We start from the raw sequence: 17006 nt of genomic DNA on the forward strand, positions 1-17006 counted from the left end.
AACAACATTGATACGTTTTTGTGCTTATTTTCTCTCTAAACGATCTGAGATCGTTAGTAGGGCACCATCAATGTCATCACTATCCAGCCAAAGTTAGTTCTTTCCAGCTACGTAGCCAGGTAATTTGTCGCTTGGCCAATTGACGAGTCGCACACACTCCACGGAAAACCGCATCATCTAACGTGCCCTCCCCATCAAAATAGTCCCACATTTGTCGATAACCTACGCAACGAATAGAAGGAAGGTCAGCATGAAGATCATCACGCTCATACAATGCACGAGCTTCTGCTTCAAAACCATCCTTCATCATATATTCAAAACGCAGTTCAATACGACGGTGAATTTCCGCTCTCTCTTTCGGTGCTATTGCAAATTGATGCACTTCATAAGGTAGAGGCTCACCTTTAATCTGGGTTAATTCTGTTAATGTTTTACCCGAAATTCGAAATACTTCCAACGCTCGGGAAAGTCGTTGTGGATCATTTGGATGAATTCTCTCAGCTGATACAGGGTCAATTTGTTTTAATTGATCATGCATAGCCTCCCATCCAAGATTCTCCGCTTCTTGCTCAATTTGAGCTCTAATGTCAGCATCCGCTGCTGGTAATGGCGAAAGGCCTTCAAGTAGTGCTTTGTAGTACAACATTGTACCACCGACTAATAAAGGTATCTTTCCTTGAGCAACAATGTCTTCCATTTCTTTCAGTGCATCACGGCGAAATTCAGCCACTGAATAGCTTTCCGCCGGATCTAGAATATTAATAAGACGATGAGGAGCCTGTAAAAGTTCATCTTCGTTTGGTTTTGCTGTACCAATATCCATTCCCTTATAGATAAGGGCTGAGTCTACGCTTATCAACTCTACAGGAAAACGTTTTCGTAATTCAATGGCTAAATTTGTCTTTCCTGACGCTGTTGGTCCCATCAAAAAGATGGCTTGAGGTAATGCTTTATTCATGACTAAATGCTTGTATCACTTGAGTAAGATCGATGTTTTTAAGCAATTTATTATTAAATTGGGATAAGTTTGAACCCCATAATTGCTCTAATTCCATCACTAACTGTATCGCTTGAGCGGTACTATAACTGGCTTCTTCATGCTGAATTTGATGAGAAAGCCAAATTATCACCTGTTCAAGAGATGGATTAATGCTATCCAGATACCTTAACAGATTCGGTATCAATTGTTGTAAATTCTGCTGCCTGATTGGCTGACAAACCGCCATAATGATCACGTTAGTATTATTTTTTACTTTTAAATCAATTCCAAGAGGTTTTAATACTGAAGTATAACTCAATACTTTATTACAAATAGTTTCTTCAATACCAACAGAAAGAGGGATCAATAATGGTTGTGCTCTCAGTGGCTCAATATGCACACTATTAAGTTGACCATAACTTTTTACAAACTCAGCATAACGTAAATCCAACAGTTGTAATTGTTCTTGATGCTGCAATAAAGAAAAAACCTTTTCGACAATACCTAACACCTTCCCTAAAGGTTGAGGTTGATTATTTCTTACGAGCGGTGTTGGAATAGATTTACATTTTTCTATCAAAGTAGATTGAACAGGACTACTAACATGCATTTCATTAATTTGATGATTTACAGAAACCCTCTCGTCATCAGAGGTTTTTAGCAATGCTTGATAGTTATTCAGCTCTTTTGAGGAAGGCTTTTCACTATTAAATGTGTGAGCCCTATTAGCAATTCGCGCTGCAGAACCAGATGCTCCTCTCGAGGATAACGAGCTTGAAGGCCAAGAATCAGAAGCTGCTTTATTTGGATAATCAGGAGTCGAATCTACCGCATTTTTTAGCTGTTCTGCTTTAGAGTCTGCACCTATTAAAGAATGCTCTTGTTGATATTCTTGCTGTTGATAATCATTTTGATTCGGTTGGCGAACATATTCTTTCATAGGAGGAAAATACGCTTCTTTATCTTCAATAAACTCCCCTGTTTGTCCATCAACCTGAGCTTTTGACAATAGTGCACTTTGCTGTAGCGCACCATAAATGGCTTGATAGATAAAATCATGCACTAAACGAGCTTGATGAAAACGCACTTCATGTTTTGCAGGGTGCACATTTACATCAACATCGTGCGGATTTATTTCAATAAATAAGATATACGCCGCATATTGATTCGCTAACAAAGAAGTTTCATAGCCTTGTCTAATCGCATGATTAATTAACTTATCTTTCATCATACGACCATTCACATAGCAATATTGAATATCACCTTGCGCACGGGCTCCTTCTGGTGCAGAAATCCAACCGTGAAATTTAAGATCACCATGCTCTAGTTCAACCTCTAATGCATGCTGTAGAAAATTAGAACCACAGACAGCAGCAAGACGCTTTTCAACTTGAATTTTAGTTTGGGCAGCACGATATTGACGAATTGATTTGCCGTTATGACGCAGATTGATCGTAATATCCAATCGACTCAAGGCTATTCGCTTTAATAACTCATCAATATGGGTGAATTCTGTTTTATCAGTACGAAGAAACTTTCGACGAGCAGGAGTATTAAAGAAGAGATCAACCACATCTATTGTTGTACCAATAGGATGCGCTGCAGGTTTTAGCTTTACATCCATATCTCGACCTTCAGCATAGGCTGACCAGGCTTCTTCTTGAGCTACCGTTCGAGAGGTTAATGTTAAGCGTGAAACCGAACTGATCGAGGCAAGCGCTTCACCACGAAAGCCAAGACTAACAATAGCTTCTAGATCATCAAGAGTGGTTATTTTAGAGGTGGCATGACGGCTTAAGGCGAGAGTTAATTCATCTTTTGCAATACCAAAACCGTTATCACGGATACGAATTAACTTACTACCACCTTTTTCTATATCAATATCGATGCGAGTCGCCCCCGCATCGATACTATTTTCAACTAACTCTTTTACAACAGAAGCTGGGCGTTCTACAACCTCACCCGCCGCAATTTGGTTGGCTAATCGAGCTGGTAAGATTTGAATAGGCATGCCTTTTCCTTATTATTTATTTGGAATAATAAGCACCTGTCCTACAGCTAATTTATCAGAACGCAGCTTATTAACAGCTCTGATACTAGATACAGATACTCCGTATTTAGTTGCAATTTTACCTAAGAACTCACCACGTTTCACCGTATGTTTCTTTACTGGAGCGACAATACTTACTTTCAATTTTTGGCCAACGAATAAAGTATCCGATTTCAATTTATTTAACGAACGAATACTACTGGTTGATACTTTATATTTAGCCGCTATTTTACCTAAATATTCACCAGAGCGAACCTTATGGGTAATCGTAACTCGTGTCGATTGAGAGCTAGATGTCTTTTTAGCGCTAGGTTTCGTCTTTGGTGCAACATAAACTGGGCGATTTCCAGGAATAAGTAAAATCTGGCCAATAGCTAAACTAGTACTTTTCAGTTTATTTTCACTCTTAATTTTTGCAGCAGTAGTACCGTACTTTTTGGCAATTAAAGAAAGTGATTCACCAGGGTTTACTTTATGTTTTCTCTGTTGCTGCTTTGCTGCTAATAGCGTTCCTTGTGGTGGATTATCATTAAGATAACGAATAACTGCTTTTGAGATAGCACGAGAAATTTTATCCTGATGGCCACGTTGGAACAGTTGCTTCTCTTCTATTGGGTTAGAAATAAAACCAGTTTCAATTAATATTGATGGAATATCTGGTGATTTCAATACCGCTAAGCTCGCGTTCACAGGTTCTTTTTTATGTAGCTTAATCACTTTACCCATTTCAGATAAAACGTCTGTTGCTAATTTATAGCCCTCTTTTTGAGAATGACTAAACTGTAAATCCAACAATGTTTGGCTAACATTTCTATCATTACTATTCTTAGCTAATACATCACCTGCACCGCCTAACAGTTCAGATTGTTTCTCATGTTTTTCTACCCAACGACCAATTTCAGTATTTGCTCGGCGCGTATTAAGCACAAAAACAGAACCACCTCTTGGTTTAGGAGAGCGGAAACTATCAGCGTGAATAGACACCAATAGGTGAGATTTATTTTTTCTCGCAATATCAGTTCGTTTATTTAAGTTAACAAAGTAATCACCACTACGAGTCATTACTGCTCTCATACCTAGCTGAGCATTGATTAATGCGACTACTTTTTTAGAAATAGCGAGAGTAGCGTGCTTCTCATATTTTCTTGTTGGACCAATTGAACCAGGATCTTCACCGCCATGCCCAGCATCAATAGCAATAATTATTTCACCGTTACCTATAATATGATTCGAATTAGAGTTAATTACAGGTTTTGAGGGTGTCGTTGGTCTACTCTGAGTTGGTGTAGATTTCGAAGTTGAAGAGTGAGGTAAATCCATCACTAGACGATGCCCGTACTGGCCACCGGGGGTCGGTGATAATTTAAATACCTCAGCCGTAACCGAATGCTTCAATTCAAAAACAAGTCGAGTCGTTCCTTTTGATGGTGCAGAGCTTTTGCGTATTTTTGACAAAACCTTACTGTCACTGACCGTTAACGGCAGCTTTGCTTTCACATTGGTATTTTTAAGATCAACCACTAAACGATAAGGACTACTAAGCGTAAAATAGCTATAGTTTGCTTCAGAATTTAGATCTATAACAATACGAGTTTCATCTGGCGATGGCCAAACTCGAATTCCCTCTAGGGTATTAGCAGATACAAAAAAGCTACTTGCTGATAAAACAACAAATAGCGTATACCAAATAACTCGAAAATATTTACCGATTAACACAAATCCAACCGCTGCACTAAACTACATCCATATTCATTATTGCCAGTAATCACAACATGACGAGCTTCACCATCATAGCGAAGTTCAATATCAATATCGGGACTAGGTAATAACCCTTCCCCTCTCTCTGGCCACTCAACTAAACAAATTGCATCATCAGTAAAATAATCACGGATCCCCATAAACTCTAGCTCTTCAGGATCAGCCAAACGATACAGATCAAAGTGATACACTTGCCATTTATCCAATTCATAAGGTTCAACTAGGGTATATGTTGGGCTTTTTACATTACCAACATGACCTAATGAACGAATAAAGCCTCGGCTAAAGGTTGTTTTACCCGCACCAAGATCACCATGTAAATAGATGGTGGTTTGTTGAGTACAAGCTTGAGAGAGCTGTCTACCAAATTCAACCGTGTCGTCTTCAGTAGCTAAATTAAATTCAAAGCGTTCCATTATTCACTAATTTCACTATTTTAATTGTCTAAATTGGTGGACTTGGTATCAAATTCACAATTTATATGTGAAATAGTTAGACACAAGTAACCATGAGTTGCGTTAATTCAATGTCTTTTCATTGCATCGAAGTACGTCTTATCAATCCTATATGATAAACTTTTACTTATCATACTGTAATAAAAAAATGTAATCTCTCTGTGAAAATTGACTATCAAGCACTCGCTACTAACATCAAACTTTGGGCACAAGAACTCGGCTTTCAGAAGGTCGGAATTTGTGATGTCGATTTATCTCAGCATGAAGCGGCTTTAGAGCAATGGCTTGATGCTGGTTACCATGGTTCGATGGACTGGATGGCTCGTCATGGCGTCATGAGAGCAAGACCTAATGAACTTCACCCTGGCACAATTAGAGTCATCAGTGCCCGTATGGATTATTTACCTCCTCAAGCTGGTTTTGCAAGTAATTTAAGCGACCCTACACAAGCTTATATCAGTCGATATGCGCTCGGTCGTGATTACCACAAACTGATCCGAAACCAACTCAAAAAACTAGGTCAAAAAATCGAAGCCGAGGTAGAACAACTTGGTTATCGCCCTTTTGTAGATTCAGCCCCGATATTAGAGCGACCTTTAGCAGAAAAAGCAGGGCTTGGTTGGACAGGCAAACACTCACTGCTACTTGATAAAGATGCGGGGTCTTGGTTTTTCTTAGGTGAACTTTTAGTTGATATCCCATTACCGGTTGATTCCCCTGTTGAGAACCAATGTGGTAAATGTACCGCCTGTGTCACGTCATGCCCAACGAATGCAATATTAGAAAATGGAGTCATTGACGCCCGTCGTTGTATTTCTTACTTAACCATCGAAAACAGCGACGTTATTCCTGAAGAGTTTCGTTCATTAATGGGAAATCGAATTTATGGTTGTGATGATTGCCAACTCGTTTGCCCTTGGAACCGTGAGGCAGATATAACACAACAAAGCGACTTTCATCGTAGAGAGTCTCTAGACAACGCTAACTTACTCTCTCTTTTTGCATGGGATGAAGCTACCTTTTTAAAAAATATGGAAGGCTCAGCAATTCGTCGCATTGGTCATCTTCAATGGTTGCGTAATATCGCAATCGCTATGGGAAACGCCCCACACTCTAAGGATATTGTTTTATCCTTACGTGATCGACTTGGATTAGATAATAACTTAGATATTCATATTCTTTGGGCTATAGAGCAACAAAACTCTAGGCCTATAAATAAAAACAGAAAAGAGCAACGTTTGATTCGAATTATAGAAAAAGGGCTACCACGAGATGCTTAATCTGTGTGTATCTAATTAGCGGCACTACGATTAGAAATAGTCAGATAAATTAACCACAGGCATATTTAGCTATTAAGAATGTGGAAAACATTATTTTGAAGGGTAAACAATACAAAAAATAGAAAAGTTAAACACAAGACGGGAATATGACCAGGATCAAAGAAGTCAAGCAAAAAGATCTTTTAAATCATTAAAAAAAATGCATAGGCTAATAAAAGAACATAAATATCAACAAGATATAGCTAATGTGTTTTTTTTCGATCTATAAATACCAATAAGATCTTTATTACTTACTTTTTTTATTCTGTCAATATTAAATAACTAACAGAGTTATCCACAATTATATCGGTGTGGATAAGTGTGTTAGTTATATGGTAATTAATAGATATAACTAACCCTCTGCTGTTATATTTCGTTAAAAAATACAATAAATACAGATATATAATAGACTGTTTGATTCGTTGATTAGGTATGAATCAGAATATTCTAAAGAACAGGATTTTTACGTGGGGTTAATGCTTCACAGCATTAATTTTAAAGAAAATAAAAGCGCTGAATATAATTCAGCGCTTTTATTTTGTTTGGAGCGACACACGAGGCTCGAACTCGTGACCTCAACCTTGGCAAGGTTGCGCTCTACCAGCTGAGCTAGTGTCGCATGATCAACGCTTATTAAAGCATTCAATCTAAATGTGGTTGCGGGAGCAGGATTTGAACCTACGACCTTCGGGTTATGAGCCCGACGAGCTACCAAACTGCTCCATCCCGCGTCCGGATGCATTGTTTAAGACAATGAGACTATAAACCAATTTCAATTTTCGAGAAGTACTTCATTAAGTACTAAAAAGAAATTGGAGCGACACACGAGGCTCGAACTCGTGACCTCAACCTTGGCAAGGTTGCGCTCTACCAGCTGAGCTAGTGTCGCATGATCAACGCTATAAAGCATTCAATCTAAATGTGGTTGCGGGAGCAGGATTTGAACCTACGACCTTCGGGTTATGAGCCCGACGAGCTACCAAACTGCTCCATCCCGCGTCCGGATGCATTGTTTAAGACAATGAGACTATAAACCATCTTACTCTTCAAGAGAGAAAATGGAGCGACACACGAGGCTCGAACTCGTGACCTCAACCTTGGCAAGGTTGCGCTCTACCAGCTGAGCTAGTGTCGCATGATCAACGCTATAAAGCATTCAATCTAAATGTGGTTGCGGGAGCCAGGATTTGAACCTACGACCTTCGGGTTATGAGCCCGACGAGCTACCAAACTGCTCCATCCCGCGTCCGGATGCATTGTTTAAGACAATGAAACTATAAACCAATTTCAATTTTCAGAAGTACTTCATTAAGTACTAAAAAGAAATTGGAGCGACACACGAGGCTCGAACTCGTGACCTCAACCTTGGCAAGGTTGCGCTCTACCAGCTGAGCTAGTGTCGCATGATCAACGCTATAAAAGCATTCAATCTAAATGTGGTTGCGGGAGCAGGATTTGAACCTACGACCTTCGGGTTATGAGCCCGACGAGCTACCAAACTGCTCCATCCCGCGTCCGGATGCCATTGTTCAAAGTACAATGGGAACTTATTATCCAATATCTCTTTTCGAGAAGAACCTATAAGGCTCTTAAAGAGAAAATGGAGCGACACACGAGGCTCGAACTCGTGACCTCAACCTTGGCAAGGTTGCGCTCTACCAGCTGAGCTAGTGTCGCATGATCAACGCTATAAAGCATTCAATCTAAATGTGGTTGCGGGAGCAGGATTTGAACCTACGACCTTCGGGTTATGAGCCCGACGAGCTACCAAACTGCTCCATCCCGCGTCCGGATGCATTGTTTAAGACAATGAAACTATAAACCAATTTCAATTTTCGAGAAGTACTTCATTAAGTACTAAAAAGAAATTGGAGCGACACACGAGGCTCGAACTCGTGACCTCAACCTTGGCAAGGTTGCGCTCTACCAGCTGAGCTAGTGTCGCATGATCAACGCTATAAAGCATTCAATCTAAATGTGGTTGCGGGAGCAGGATTTGAACCTACGACCTTCGGGTTATGAGCCCGACGAAGCTACCAAACTGCTCCATCCCGCGTCCGGATGCATTGTTAAGTACAATGAAACTTTATCCTATCATTCAATTACATTGAACAATACGTTTTAATTTTTTGGAGCGACACACGAGGCTCGAACTCGTGACCTCAACCTTGGCAAGGTTGCGCTCTACCAGCTGAGCTAGTGTCGCATTCTGATAAGGAGTAGCTCCTCGTTCAGAGGCTGCGAATTATACGAGTAAAACGTGATGATGCAAGCGGATTTTGAAAAAAAAACGAAAATTCTTTAAAATCCGCAGCTTTCGCTCAACAAATAATCAAATTTATTAAATTGTGAATATGTTTTTACGGTAATACTGTAATTCAGCAATGGATTCTCTAATATCATCCAATGCTAAATGTGTTCCTGTTTTTTCAAAACCATCAAGTACTTCCGGTTTCCAACGACGAGTCAGCTCTTTAATTGTACTCACATCAACACAACGATAGTGAAAATACTCTTCTAATGTCGGCATATGCTTATATAAGAAGCGACGATCTTGACCAATGCTATTACCACAAATTGGGGAAATACCTTTTGGTACCCACTTTTCAAGAAAAGCGATTGTCTCTTCTATCGCGGTCGTTTCAGTATGTTCACTCACTTGTACACGAGCGACCAGTCCACTATTGGTATGTGTATTTGTACACCAATCATCCATCTTAGCCAACTCTTCTTCTGACTGATGAATAGCAATAACAGGCCCTTCTGCTAAAATATTTAGCTGAGCATCAGTTACAATGGATGCGATTTCGATGATTTTATGAGTTTCAGGATCCAATCCTGTCATCTCCAAATCAACCCAAATCAGGTTTTGATCATTAATTGCCATAGAGAGTTGCCTATTTTGTAACTAAAAAGGGTATGATACTCGGGCCGATTTATCTTTCAACATAAAACTGAAAGCCAACCTACAAGTGAAATCATTTCGTGGCAAAAAAGACAAAGTTAACTAAAGGCCAAGTTCGCCGAGTACGTTCTAATCAAAATAAACGTATAGAAAAAATAAAGACCACCGTTGAGTGGGATGAATCCTCATTAGAAGCTGCTAAAGAAGGGTTAGTAATTACTCGCTTTGGTCAACATGCGGATATCGAAGATCCAGAGAGCAAAGAAATACATCGCTGTAACTTACGTCGAGGTATTGAAAGCTTAGTATCTGGTGATCGTGTTATTTGGCGTCCAGGTACAGAAGTACTTGCAGGTATATCTGGTGTTGTGGAAGCAGTTCAACCACGAACATCAATGTTAACTCGACCTGATTATTACGATGGCATTAAACCGGTTGCAGCCAACGTTGATCAAATGGTCATCGTCTCATCTATCCTTCCAGAACTGTCACTGAACATTATTGACCGCTATCTTATTGCCTCAGAGACTTTACAGATAAAACCATTAATCGTATTAAACAAAGTCGATTTGTTATCAGACAAAGAATTTATCGATGTTAGACAAATTTTAAGTCTATATGAAGATATTGGCTATAAGGTAAAATTTGTCAGTAAAGAATCAGGTTATGGCATCGAAGAATTAGAAGCTGAGTTAAAAGATCATATCAATATCTTTGTTGGTCAATCTGGCGTAGGTAAATCAAGCTTAGTAAATGCATTGATGCCTGAGCTTGAAATTATGGAAGGTGCAGTATCTGAAAACTCAGGTCTTGGTCAGCACACCACAACTGCCGCCCGTTTATACCACTTCCCTCACGGTGGCGATCTTATTGATTCTCCTGGTGTTCGTGAGTTTGGTCTATGGCATTTAGAAAAAGAAGAAGTTACTGAGTCATTTGTCGAGTTTAAAGACTTCATCGGCGGCTGTAAATTTAGAGATTGTACACATAAAGATGATCCTGGTTGTATCCTTCAAGAAGCCGTATCGAATGGTAAAATTGCCAAACTTCGTTTTGATAGCTACCATCGAATCATTGAAAGCATGTCAGAGAATAAGGCTAATCGCCAATTTTCTCGCAGCAGAAAAGCCGATTAATAACAAAGTAAAGATGTGGTAATATCCACTATTATTGATAACTAGTAGGCAAAGAACGTGTCAGATAATTTAAAAATTGGGTTACAATATTTAACCCCAAAACATGCACTTACTCGTTTGGCTGGCAAATTAGCATCAGCAAAAATGGGTTGGTTAACAACAGCGGTAATAAAGTGGTTCATCAAACAATATAAAGTTGAAATGAGCGAAGCTAAAAACCCAGATCCTGCAGCATATTCTACATTCAACAACTTCTTTGTTCGTGAATTAGAAGATGGCGCACGCCCAATTGATGACAATGATAATGTGATCTCCCATCCCGCGGATGCTTGCGTAAGTCAATTTGGTCCAATTACTGATGGTCAACTAGTTCAAGCTAAAGGTCATGTATATTCTGCTCAAGAGTTACTTGGTGGCGATGCTGAATTAGCTGATGAATTCATGGGCGGCGAATTTGCTACTCTGTATTTATCACCACGTGATTATCATCGAGTTCACATGCCATGCGATGCGACATTACGTAAAATGATTTACGTTCCTGGCGACCTCTTCTCTGTAAATCCATTAACTGCAGAAAACGTACCAAATCTATTCGCTCGTAATGAACGTGTTGTCTGTATTTTTGATACTGAATTTGGCCCAATGGCTCAAGTTCTTGTTGGTGCAACTATCGTTGGTAGTATTGAAACTACATGGGCTGATACGGTGACTCCACCTACTGGCCCTGCGGTTAAAACGTGGCATTACCCACTTTCTGGCGATGATATGATTTGCTTTAAGAAAGGCGAAGAAATGGGTCGTTTTAAATTAGGCTCAACCGTTATTAACCTATTTGCACCAAACTCAGTGAAGTTTGATGCCTCAATGGAAAACGGAGCTCCAACTCGAATGGGTACTCCATTTGCTCATATCGCAAAATAATTAATTCCATTAAGAAATCATTAAATAGCGAACCTTGTGTTCGCTATTTTTTTAGTTATTGCTAAGCTCTATCAAAAGGAAAAGCCATAACTTGATCGATGTGCTTTTCTCCCATTGCCAACATGATCAAACGGTCAATACCGAGAGCAACGCCCGCACAATCAGGAAAACCAGCTTCTAATGCCGCAATCAAATGATAATCGATAGGCTGTTCAATTAAGCCCATTGACTTACGTTTCGCATTGTCTTCTTCAAAACGGGCAAGTTGTTCCTTGGCATTATCTAACTCATGAAAGCCGTTCGCTAGCTCAATACCTTTAAAGTACACCTCAAAACGCTCAGCTACTCGCGAGTCCGTCGGATTAATCTTAGCAAGAGCTGCTTGAGACGCTGGAAAATCATAAACAAAAGCAGGAACGTCTAAACCAATCTTCTCTTCTACACCCATACTGAATAACAATTGCAGTAATGTATCTCTATCTTCTTCGATGTCCGCTATATCTGATAGCCCCAACGGAGCTGCAACCGCTCTTAATTCATCCATAGAAGCCTCTAATGGACAAATACCAAGCACCTTAATAAACGCGTCTTGATATGTCATTCTCTCGGAATCACCACACTGTAGCACTAGTATCAGCAGTTCATTCATTTCATCCATCAATTGATGATGATCGAAGCTTGGTCGATACCATTCCAACATCGTAAATTCAGGGTTATGAAAACGCCCTGCTTCTTCATTACGAAATGCCTTATTAATTTGGTAAATCGCACCACTTCCAGCCGCCAATAATCGCTTCATATGAAACTCGGGACTGGTCATAAAATACAAATGAGCACCATCAGCATAACCCGGTCCAACAAAATCCGTTTGGAAAGTATGAAGATGCACGTCCGTCACAGTCGCATGACTCATCGCTGGTGTATCTACTTCCATCACTTTTCGCTCAGAAAAAAACAAACGAATCGAAGCAAGAATATCAGCGCGTTGCTGTAATTGTTCAATTGATGCGCTAGGCATCCAATATTGACTAGTCATAATTTTACACATTAGAAAAACTTATCCAAAATAATACCTGATAACCCATTTTAAGGTTACCTATTTTTTAACTTCAAAAATACCCTTAACCATCAAAGGGATACAGGTCCGATAAGAATCATTATCATATATAAAGCAACAACTTACATACAAATAGTAGAGAATATTAACAGCTTTAACTAGTTGATAGAGATCACACTATCCGCAATAAACTGCCCCATTAGTGGTACTTGCTCTACAAAACTTTATCCATATCAATTTTTATTACAAAAGCTCACATAGAATAGGTAACAGAATTTTTCAGTTACTATTTGCTCTTTTTTGTCATATGAGCAGGCTAGATTCTCATAATTAGTCACAATCAAGTGATTAGTTTAATTTTTTATCTTTTATCCCGGAGGATAACTGTGAAAACTATAACCACAGATATCGCAGTAATCGGCGCGGGCGGTGCAGGCCTACGTACAGCCATTGCAGCTGCAGAAGCTAACCCAGAGCTAGAAATTGCTCTGATTTCAAAAGTATACCCAATGCGTTCACATACAGTGGCTGCAGAAGGTGGTTCCGCTGCCGTGACCAAGGAAGAAGATACACTAGACAATCACTTCAACGATACTGTTGGCGGTGGTGATTGGCTGTGTGAACAGGATGTTGTTGAATACTTTGTAAAAAATGCATACCGCGAGATGACTCAACTAGAACAATGGGGTTGTCCTTGGAGCCGTAAAGAAAATGGCGAAGTGAATGTTCGCCGTTTTGGTGGTATGAAAGTTGAACGTACGTGGTTTGCTGCCGATAAAACGGGCTTCCACATGCTTCATACTCTATTCCAAACTTCAATGAAGTACCCTCAAATCAATCGTTACGACGAGTATTTTGTTGTTGATATTTTAGTTGAAGATGGTCAAGTTCAAGGTCTGATTGCTATTCATATGGCTGAAGGCGAACTTATCTGTATTAAAGCAAAATCAGTTGTACTTGCAACGGGTGGCGCAGGTCGTGTTTACCACTGTAATACCAATGGCGGTATCGTTACTGGTGATGGTATGGCAATGGCATTCCGTCACGGTGTACCTCTGCGTGATATGGAATTCGTACAATATCACCCAACAGGTTTACCAGGTACTGGCATCTTGATGACTGAAGGTTGTCGTGGTGAAGGCGGTATCATGGTAAATAAAAATGGTTACCGTTACCTACAAGATTACGGTATGGGTCCAGAAACTCCTATCGGTGAGCCAAAGAACAAATACATGGAACTAGGTCCTCGTGACAAAGTTTCTCAAGCGTTCTGGCATGAGCAGCAAAAAGGCAACACTATCAAGCACCCTCTTGGTGATGTAGTGCATTTGGATCTTCGTCACCTAGGTGAAGAGTACCTAAATGAGCGTCTACCGTTTATCTGTGAGCTATCAAAAGCCTACGTTAACGTTGACCCTGCAAAAGAGCCAATTCCAATTCGTCCTACTGTTCACTACACCATGGGTGGTATTGAAACGGATAAGAACAACGAAACAAACATCAAAGGTCTATCTTGCTGTTGGTGAATGTTCTTCTGTTGGTCTTCACGGTGCAAACCGTCTAGGTTCAAACTCACTTGCTGAGTTAGTTGTATTTGGTCGCCTTGCAGGTGAAAAAGCCGCTGAACGTGCCGCTGAATTCACAGTTTGGAATGACAACGCTATCCAAACACAGATTGAAGAAGTTCAAGGTCGTATTGATGCACTACTAGCTCAAGAAGGCGATGAAAACTGGGCTGACATCCGTACTGAAATGGGTCACTCAATGGAAGCTGGCTGTGGTATTTACCGTAAAGAGCACGAGATGCAAGATACGGTTGATAAACTGGCTGAGCTGAAAAAGCGCTACAAAAACATCAGCATCAAAGACAAAGGTAAAGTGTTCAACACAGACCTATTGTACGCTATCGAAATTGGTTACGGTCTTGAAGTAGCTGAAACAATGGCTCATTCTGCAATTCTGCGTAAAGAGTCTCGTGGTGCACACCAACGTCTAGATGAAGGTTGTACTGAACGTGATGATGTGAACTTCCTAAAACACTCATTAGCGTACTACAACAAAGATGCAGCACCGACGATTAAATACAGCGATGTAACCATCACTAAATCTCAACCAAAAGCTCGCCTATATGGTGAAGCGGCAGAAAAAGCAGCAGCGGCAGAAGCTGAAGCGGCGAAAAACGCAGAGGAGAAAGCATAATGACAGCTGGCAATAGAGTCCAAAAAGTAAACATTATGCGTTACGACCCAATGGTAGATGAGAAACCTTATCTACAAGCATTTGACGTACCTTGTGATGATACAACCTCTGTACTTGATGCAATTGGTTACATCAAAGATAACCTAGACAAAAACCTATCTTACCGTTGGTCTTGTCGTATGGCGATCTGTGGTTCTTGTGGCATGATGGTAAACAACGTACCAAAGCTTGCATGTAAAGCATTCTTACGTGATTACCCAAATGGCTTAACACTGGAACCATTAGCGAACTTCCCTATCGAGAAAGATTTGATTGTTGATATGACGCCGTTCATCGAGCGTTTAGAAGCAATCAAACCTTACATTCTTGGTAACGATCGCACTCCAGAGCAAGGCCCTAACACCCAAACTCCAGAGCAAATGGCTAAATACAAACAGTTCGCTGGTTGTATCAACTGTGGCCTATGTTACGCAGCCTGTCCTCAATTCGGCTTAAACCCTGAATTTATCGGTCCTGCAGCACTGACTCTTGCACACCGTTACAACCTTGATAGCCGTGATAATGGTTCTGCTGAACGTATGAAGCTTATCAATGGCGACAATGGCGCATGGGGCTGTACGTTTGTTGGTTACTGTTCTGAAGTATGTCCAAAACACGTTGACCCTGCAGCAGCAGTTAACCAAGGTAAGATCGCATCGTCTCAAGACTTTGTTATCGCAATGCTTAAACCTCAGGAGGCATAAGGATGAGCAACCGTAAACCTTACGTTCGCGAAATGACACGTACTTGGTGGAAAGATCACCCTTTCTACCGTTTTTACATGGTTCGTGAAGCGACAATTTTACCGCTAATTTTCTTTACTATTTGCTTACTTGTTGGTTTAGGTAGTTTAGTAAAAGGTCCTTTAGCTTGGGCTTCTTGGCTAGATTTCATGGCAAACCCTATTGTGGTTGCTTTGAACATTGTTGCTTTAGCGGGTAGCTTATTCCATGCTCAAACTTTCTTTAGCATGATGCCGCAAGTAATGCCTATTCGTATCAGTGGTAAAACACTGGATAAAAAAGTAGTTGTACTTGCACAGTGGGCTGCTGTTGCAGCAATTACATTACTTGTACTGGTTATCGTTTAAGGAGAGTCATTGTGGTAAATCGTAATCCAAAGCGTTCTGACGAACCTGTATGGTGGGGCTTATTCGGTGCTGGTGGCACTTGGTTTGCAATGCTAACACCAGTAACGATCTTAGTTCTTGGTATCTTAGTTCCACTAGGTGTGATTGGTGCTGAATCAATGAATTACCTACGTGTTGCTGGCTTTGGTTACTAGCATCATTGGTGCGTTATTTGTTATCGGTTCTATCTCTATGCCAATGTGGCATGCGATGCACCGCCTACATCACGGCATGCACGACCTAAAATTCCACATCGGAACAGCTGGTAAAATTGCTTGTTACACAACAGCAGCAATCTTTACTGCTCTTTCTGTTGTATTCATCTTTATGATCTAATCTAAAGCTGAAGCAATAAAAAAGGTTGGCTATGATGCCAACCTTTTTTATATCTACAATATAAATAACCTAATAAAAAAGGCCACCGAAGTGACCTTTTCTTTGACGTGTAAATATCAATAATAATTGATATTACTTAACACGACCTACGTATTCACCCGTACGAGTGTCTACTTTCACTACTTCACCGATAGCGATAAATAGTGGAACACGAACAACAGCGCCTGTTGCTAATGTTGCTGGTTTACCACCAGTACCTTGAGTATCACCTTTCAGACCTGGGTCTGTTTCAGTCACTTCAATCTCAACAAAGTTTGGCGGTGTCACTGTAATTGGATTATCATTCCAAAGAGTCACTGTACAAGTGTTGTTTTCTATTAACCATTTAGCCGTGTCACCAACCGATTTAACATCAGCAGCGATTTGCTCAAAGCTTACGCTGTTCATGAAATGGAAGAATTCGCCATCATTGTACAAGTAGTCAAGTTCTACATCGACAACATCAGCAAGCTCAAAGCTTTCACCTGATTTAAATGTTTTTTCTAGTGTTTTACCAGAAAGCAATTTGCGAAGTTTTACACGGTTGAATGCTTGGCCTTTACCAGGTTTAACATATTCATTGTCGATAATTGAGCATGGCTCGTTATCAAACATAAATTTCAAACCGCCTTTGAATTCATTGGTACTTACTGACGCCATGATTTCCTCTTAACATCGTTGAGT

Annotated in this window: 11 protein-coding genes, 13 tRNA genes and 3 pseudogenes; 7 read left to right on the forward strand and 20 right to left on the reverse strand. The window is 40.2% G+C overall.

Annotated features, from left to right (window positions below; genetic code table 11):
• Nucleotides 1-24: 24 nt before the first annotated feature.
• From miaA to tsaE, 4 genes and pseudogenes are all read right to left on the reverse strand, one after another.
• Nucleotides 25-958: pseudogene (gene miaA, locus ACU5DF_RS17310) on the reverse strand (tRNA (adenosine(37)-N6)-dimethylallyltransferase MiaA).
• Complete coding sequence (gene mutL / locus ACU5DF_RS17315; RefSeq protein WP_446713662.1) at nucleotides 951-2990, reverse strand: DNA mismatch repair endonuclease MutL; 2040 nt, start codon at nucleotides 2988-2990, stop codon at nucleotides 951-953. Before mutL ends, miaA begins: the two are co-directional and overlap by 8 nt.
• A 12-nt stretch (nucleotides 2991-3002) precedes the next feature.
• Nucleotides 3003-4745 carry a LysM peptidoglycan-binding domain-containing protein gene (locus ACU5DF_RS17320; RefSeq protein ID WP_446713663.1) on the reverse strand — a complete coding sequence of 581 codons (1743 nt, stop codon included), beginning with the start codon at nucleotides 4743-4745 and terminating at the stop codon, nucleotides 3003-3005.
• Nucleotides 4739-5203, reverse strand: coding sequence for a tRNA (adenosine(37)-N6)-threonylcarbamoyltransferase complex ATPase subunit type 1 TsaE (tsaE, locus tag ACU5DF_RS17325; protein WP_446713664.1), 465 nt, complete (start codon nucleotides 5201-5203; stop codon nucleotides 4739-4741). The genes ACU5DF_RS17320 and tsaE overlap by 7 nt, the downstream gene beginning before the upstream one ends.
• A 206-nt stretch (nucleotides 5204-5409) precedes the next feature.
• Here tsaE and queG point away from each other — a divergent pair, with 206 nt between their 5' ends.
• Nucleotides 5410-6522 (forward strand): tRNA epoxyqueuosine(34) reductase QueG, encoded by a 1113-nt coding sequence (gene queG / locus ACU5DF_RS17330; RefSeq protein ID WP_446714269.1) that lies wholly within the window; start codon nucleotides 5410-5412, stop codon nucleotides 6520-6522.
• A 582-nt stretch (nucleotides 6523-7104) separates the two neighbouring features.
• Here queG and ACU5DF_RS17335 read toward each other — a convergent pair.
• From ACU5DF_RS17335 to orn, 14 genes are all read right to left on the reverse strand, one after another.
• Nucleotides 7105-7180: transfer RNA gene (locus ACU5DF_RS17335), tRNA-Gly, on the reverse strand.
• A 35-nt stretch (nucleotides 7181-7215) separates the two neighbouring features.
• Nucleotides 7216-7292: transfer RNA gene (locus tag ACU5DF_RS17340), tRNA-Met, on the reverse strand.
• 82 nt (nucleotides 7293-7374) lie between these two features.
• Nucleotides 7375-7450, reverse strand: a tRNA-Gly gene (locus ACU5DF_RS17345).
• 33 nt (nucleotides 7451-7483) lie between these two features.
• Nucleotides 7484-7560, reverse strand: a tRNA-Met gene (locus ACU5DF_RS17350).
• Between the two features lie 60 nt (nucleotides 7561-7620).
• A tRNA-Gly gene (locus ACU5DF_RS17355) sits at nucleotides 7621-7696 on the reverse strand.
• Nucleotides 7697-7729: 33 nt separating this feature from the next.
• Nucleotides 7730-7807, reverse strand: a tRNA-Met gene (locus tag ACU5DF_RS17360).
• A gap of 81 nt (nucleotides 7808-7888) precedes the next feature.
• Nucleotides 7889-7964, reverse strand: a tRNA-Gly gene (locus ACU5DF_RS17365).
• 34 nt (nucleotides 7965-7998) lie between these two features.
• Nucleotides 7999-8075: transfer RNA gene (locus ACU5DF_RS17370), tRNA-Met, on the reverse strand.
• An 87-nt stretch (nucleotides 8076-8162) separates the two neighbouring features.
• Nucleotides 8163-8238 (reverse strand) — tRNA-Gly (locus ACU5DF_RS17375).
• Nucleotides 8239-8271: 33 nt separating this feature from the next.
• Nucleotides 8272-8348 (reverse strand) — tRNA-Met (locus tag ACU5DF_RS17380).
• An 82-nt stretch (nucleotides 8349-8430) separates the two neighbouring features.
• Nucleotides 8431-8506: transfer RNA gene (locus tag ACU5DF_RS17385), tRNA-Gly, on the reverse strand.
• 33 nt (nucleotides 8507-8539) lie between these two features.
• A tRNA-Met gene (locus tag ACU5DF_RS17390) sits at nucleotides 8540-8617 on the reverse strand.
• A gap of 74 nt (nucleotides 8618-8691) precedes the next feature.
• Nucleotides 8692-8767 (reverse strand) — tRNA-Gly (locus tag ACU5DF_RS17395).
• 135 nt (nucleotides 8768-8902) lie between these two features.
• The gene (orn, locus tag ACU5DF_RS17400) at nucleotides 8903-9448 is read right to left on the reverse strand and encodes an oligoribonuclease (protein WP_045101075.1); all 546 of its coding nucleotides are present in this window, start codon (nucleotides 9446-9448) and stop codon (nucleotides 8903-8905) included.
• 98 nt (nucleotides 9449-9546) lie between these two features.
• Between orn and rsgA the strand changes: the two genes are divergently transcribed.
• Both rsgA and asd read left to right on the forward strand, forming a co-directional pair.
• Nucleotides 9547-10602: a small ribosomal subunit biogenesis GTPase RsgA gene (gene rsgA, locus ACU5DF_RS17405; protein ID WP_045101074.1), complete on the forward strand. Its 1056-nt coding sequence runs from the start codon at nucleotides 9547-9549 to the stop codon at nucleotides 10600-10602.
• Nucleotides 10603-10659: 57 nt separating this feature from the next.
• The gene (asd, locus tag ACU5DF_RS17410; protein WP_045101073.1) at nucleotides 10660-11523 is read left to right on the forward strand and encodes an archaetidylserine decarboxylase; all 864 of its coding nucleotides are present in this window, start codon (nucleotides 10660-10662) and stop codon (nucleotides 11521-11523) included.
• A 61-nt stretch (nucleotides 11524-11584) separates the two neighbouring features.
• On the opposite strand, the gene epmA is transcribed toward asd, so the two are convergent.
• Nucleotides 11585-12559 (reverse strand): elongation factor P--(R)-beta-lysine ligase, encoded by a 975-nt coding sequence (gene epmA, locus ACU5DF_RS17415; RefSeq protein WP_446713665.1) that lies wholly within the window; start codon nucleotides 12557-12559, stop codon nucleotides 11585-11587.
• Nucleotides 12560-12966: 407 nt separating this feature from the next.
• On the opposite strand from epmA, the pseudogene frdA reads away from it, so the two are divergent.
• The 4 genes and pseudogenes from frdA to frdD all read left to right on the forward strand — a co-directional run bounded on the left by frdA (nucleotide 12967) and on the right by frdD (nucleotide 16283).
• Nucleotides 12967-14779, forward strand: a pseudogene (gene frdA, locus ACU5DF_RS17420) (fumarate reductase (quinol) flavoprotein subunit).
• Nucleotides 14779-15522, forward strand: a complete 744-nt coding sequence (locus tag ACU5DF_RS17425; RefSeq protein WP_045101070.1) for a succinate dehydrogenase/fumarate reductase iron-sulfur subunit — start codon at nucleotides 14779-14781, stop codon at nucleotides 15520-15522. Before frdA ends, ACU5DF_RS17425 begins: the two are co-directional and overlap by 1 nt.
• A 2-nt stretch (nucleotides 15523-15524) precedes the next feature.
• Nucleotides 15525-15908 (forward strand): fumarate reductase subunit FrdC, encoded by a 384-nt coding sequence (gene frdC, locus ACU5DF_RS17430; RefSeq protein ID WP_045101069.1) that lies wholly within the window; start codon nucleotides 15525-15527, stop codon nucleotides 15906-15908.
• Between the two features lie 11 nt (nucleotides 15909-15919).
• Nucleotides 15920-16283, forward strand: a pseudogene (frdD, locus tag ACU5DF_RS17435) (fumarate reductase subunit FrdD).
• A 132-nt stretch (nucleotides 16284-16415) separates the two neighbouring features.
• Here the strand turns inward: frdD and efp are convergent.
• On the reverse strand, nucleotides 16416-16982 hold the full coding sequence (gene efp / locus ACU5DF_RS17440; RefSeq protein ID WP_045101067.1) for an elongation factor P: 567 nt from the start codon (nucleotides 16980-16982) through the stop codon (nucleotides 16416-16418).
• Between the last annotated feature and the right edge of the window lie 24 nt (nucleotides 16983-17006).

Source organism: Aliivibrio wodanis (genome assembly GCF_052920805.1).

Excerpts from the sequence above, each read along its gene's own strand:
- epmA (WP_446713665.1), bottom strand. The coding sequence starts at position 12,559 with ATGACTAGTCAATATTGGATGCCTAGCGCATCAATTGAACAATTACAG.
- ACU5DF_RS17425 (WP_045101070.1), top strand. The coding sequence starts at position 14,779 with ATGACAGCTGGCAATAGAGTCCAAAAAGTAAACATTATGCGTTACGAC.
- tsaE (WP_446713664.1), bottom strand. The coding sequence starts at position 5,203 with ATGGAACGCTTTGAATTTAATTTAGCTACTGAAGACGACACGGTTGAA.
- mutL (WP_446713662.1), bottom strand. The coding sequence starts at position 2,990 with ATGCCTATTCAAATCTTACCAGCTCGATTAGCCAACCAAATTGCGGCG.
- frdC (WP_045101069.1), top strand. The coding sequence starts at position 15,525 with ATGAGCAACCGTAAACCTTACGTTCGCGAAATGACACGTACTTGGTGG.
- orn (WP_045101075.1), bottom strand. The coding sequence starts at position 9,448 with ATGGCAATTAATGATCAAAACCTGATTTGGGTTGATTTGGAGATGACA.
- efp (WP_045101067.1), bottom strand. The coding sequence starts at position 16,982 with ATGGCGTCAGTAAGTACCAATGAATTCAAAGGCGGTTTGAAATTTATG.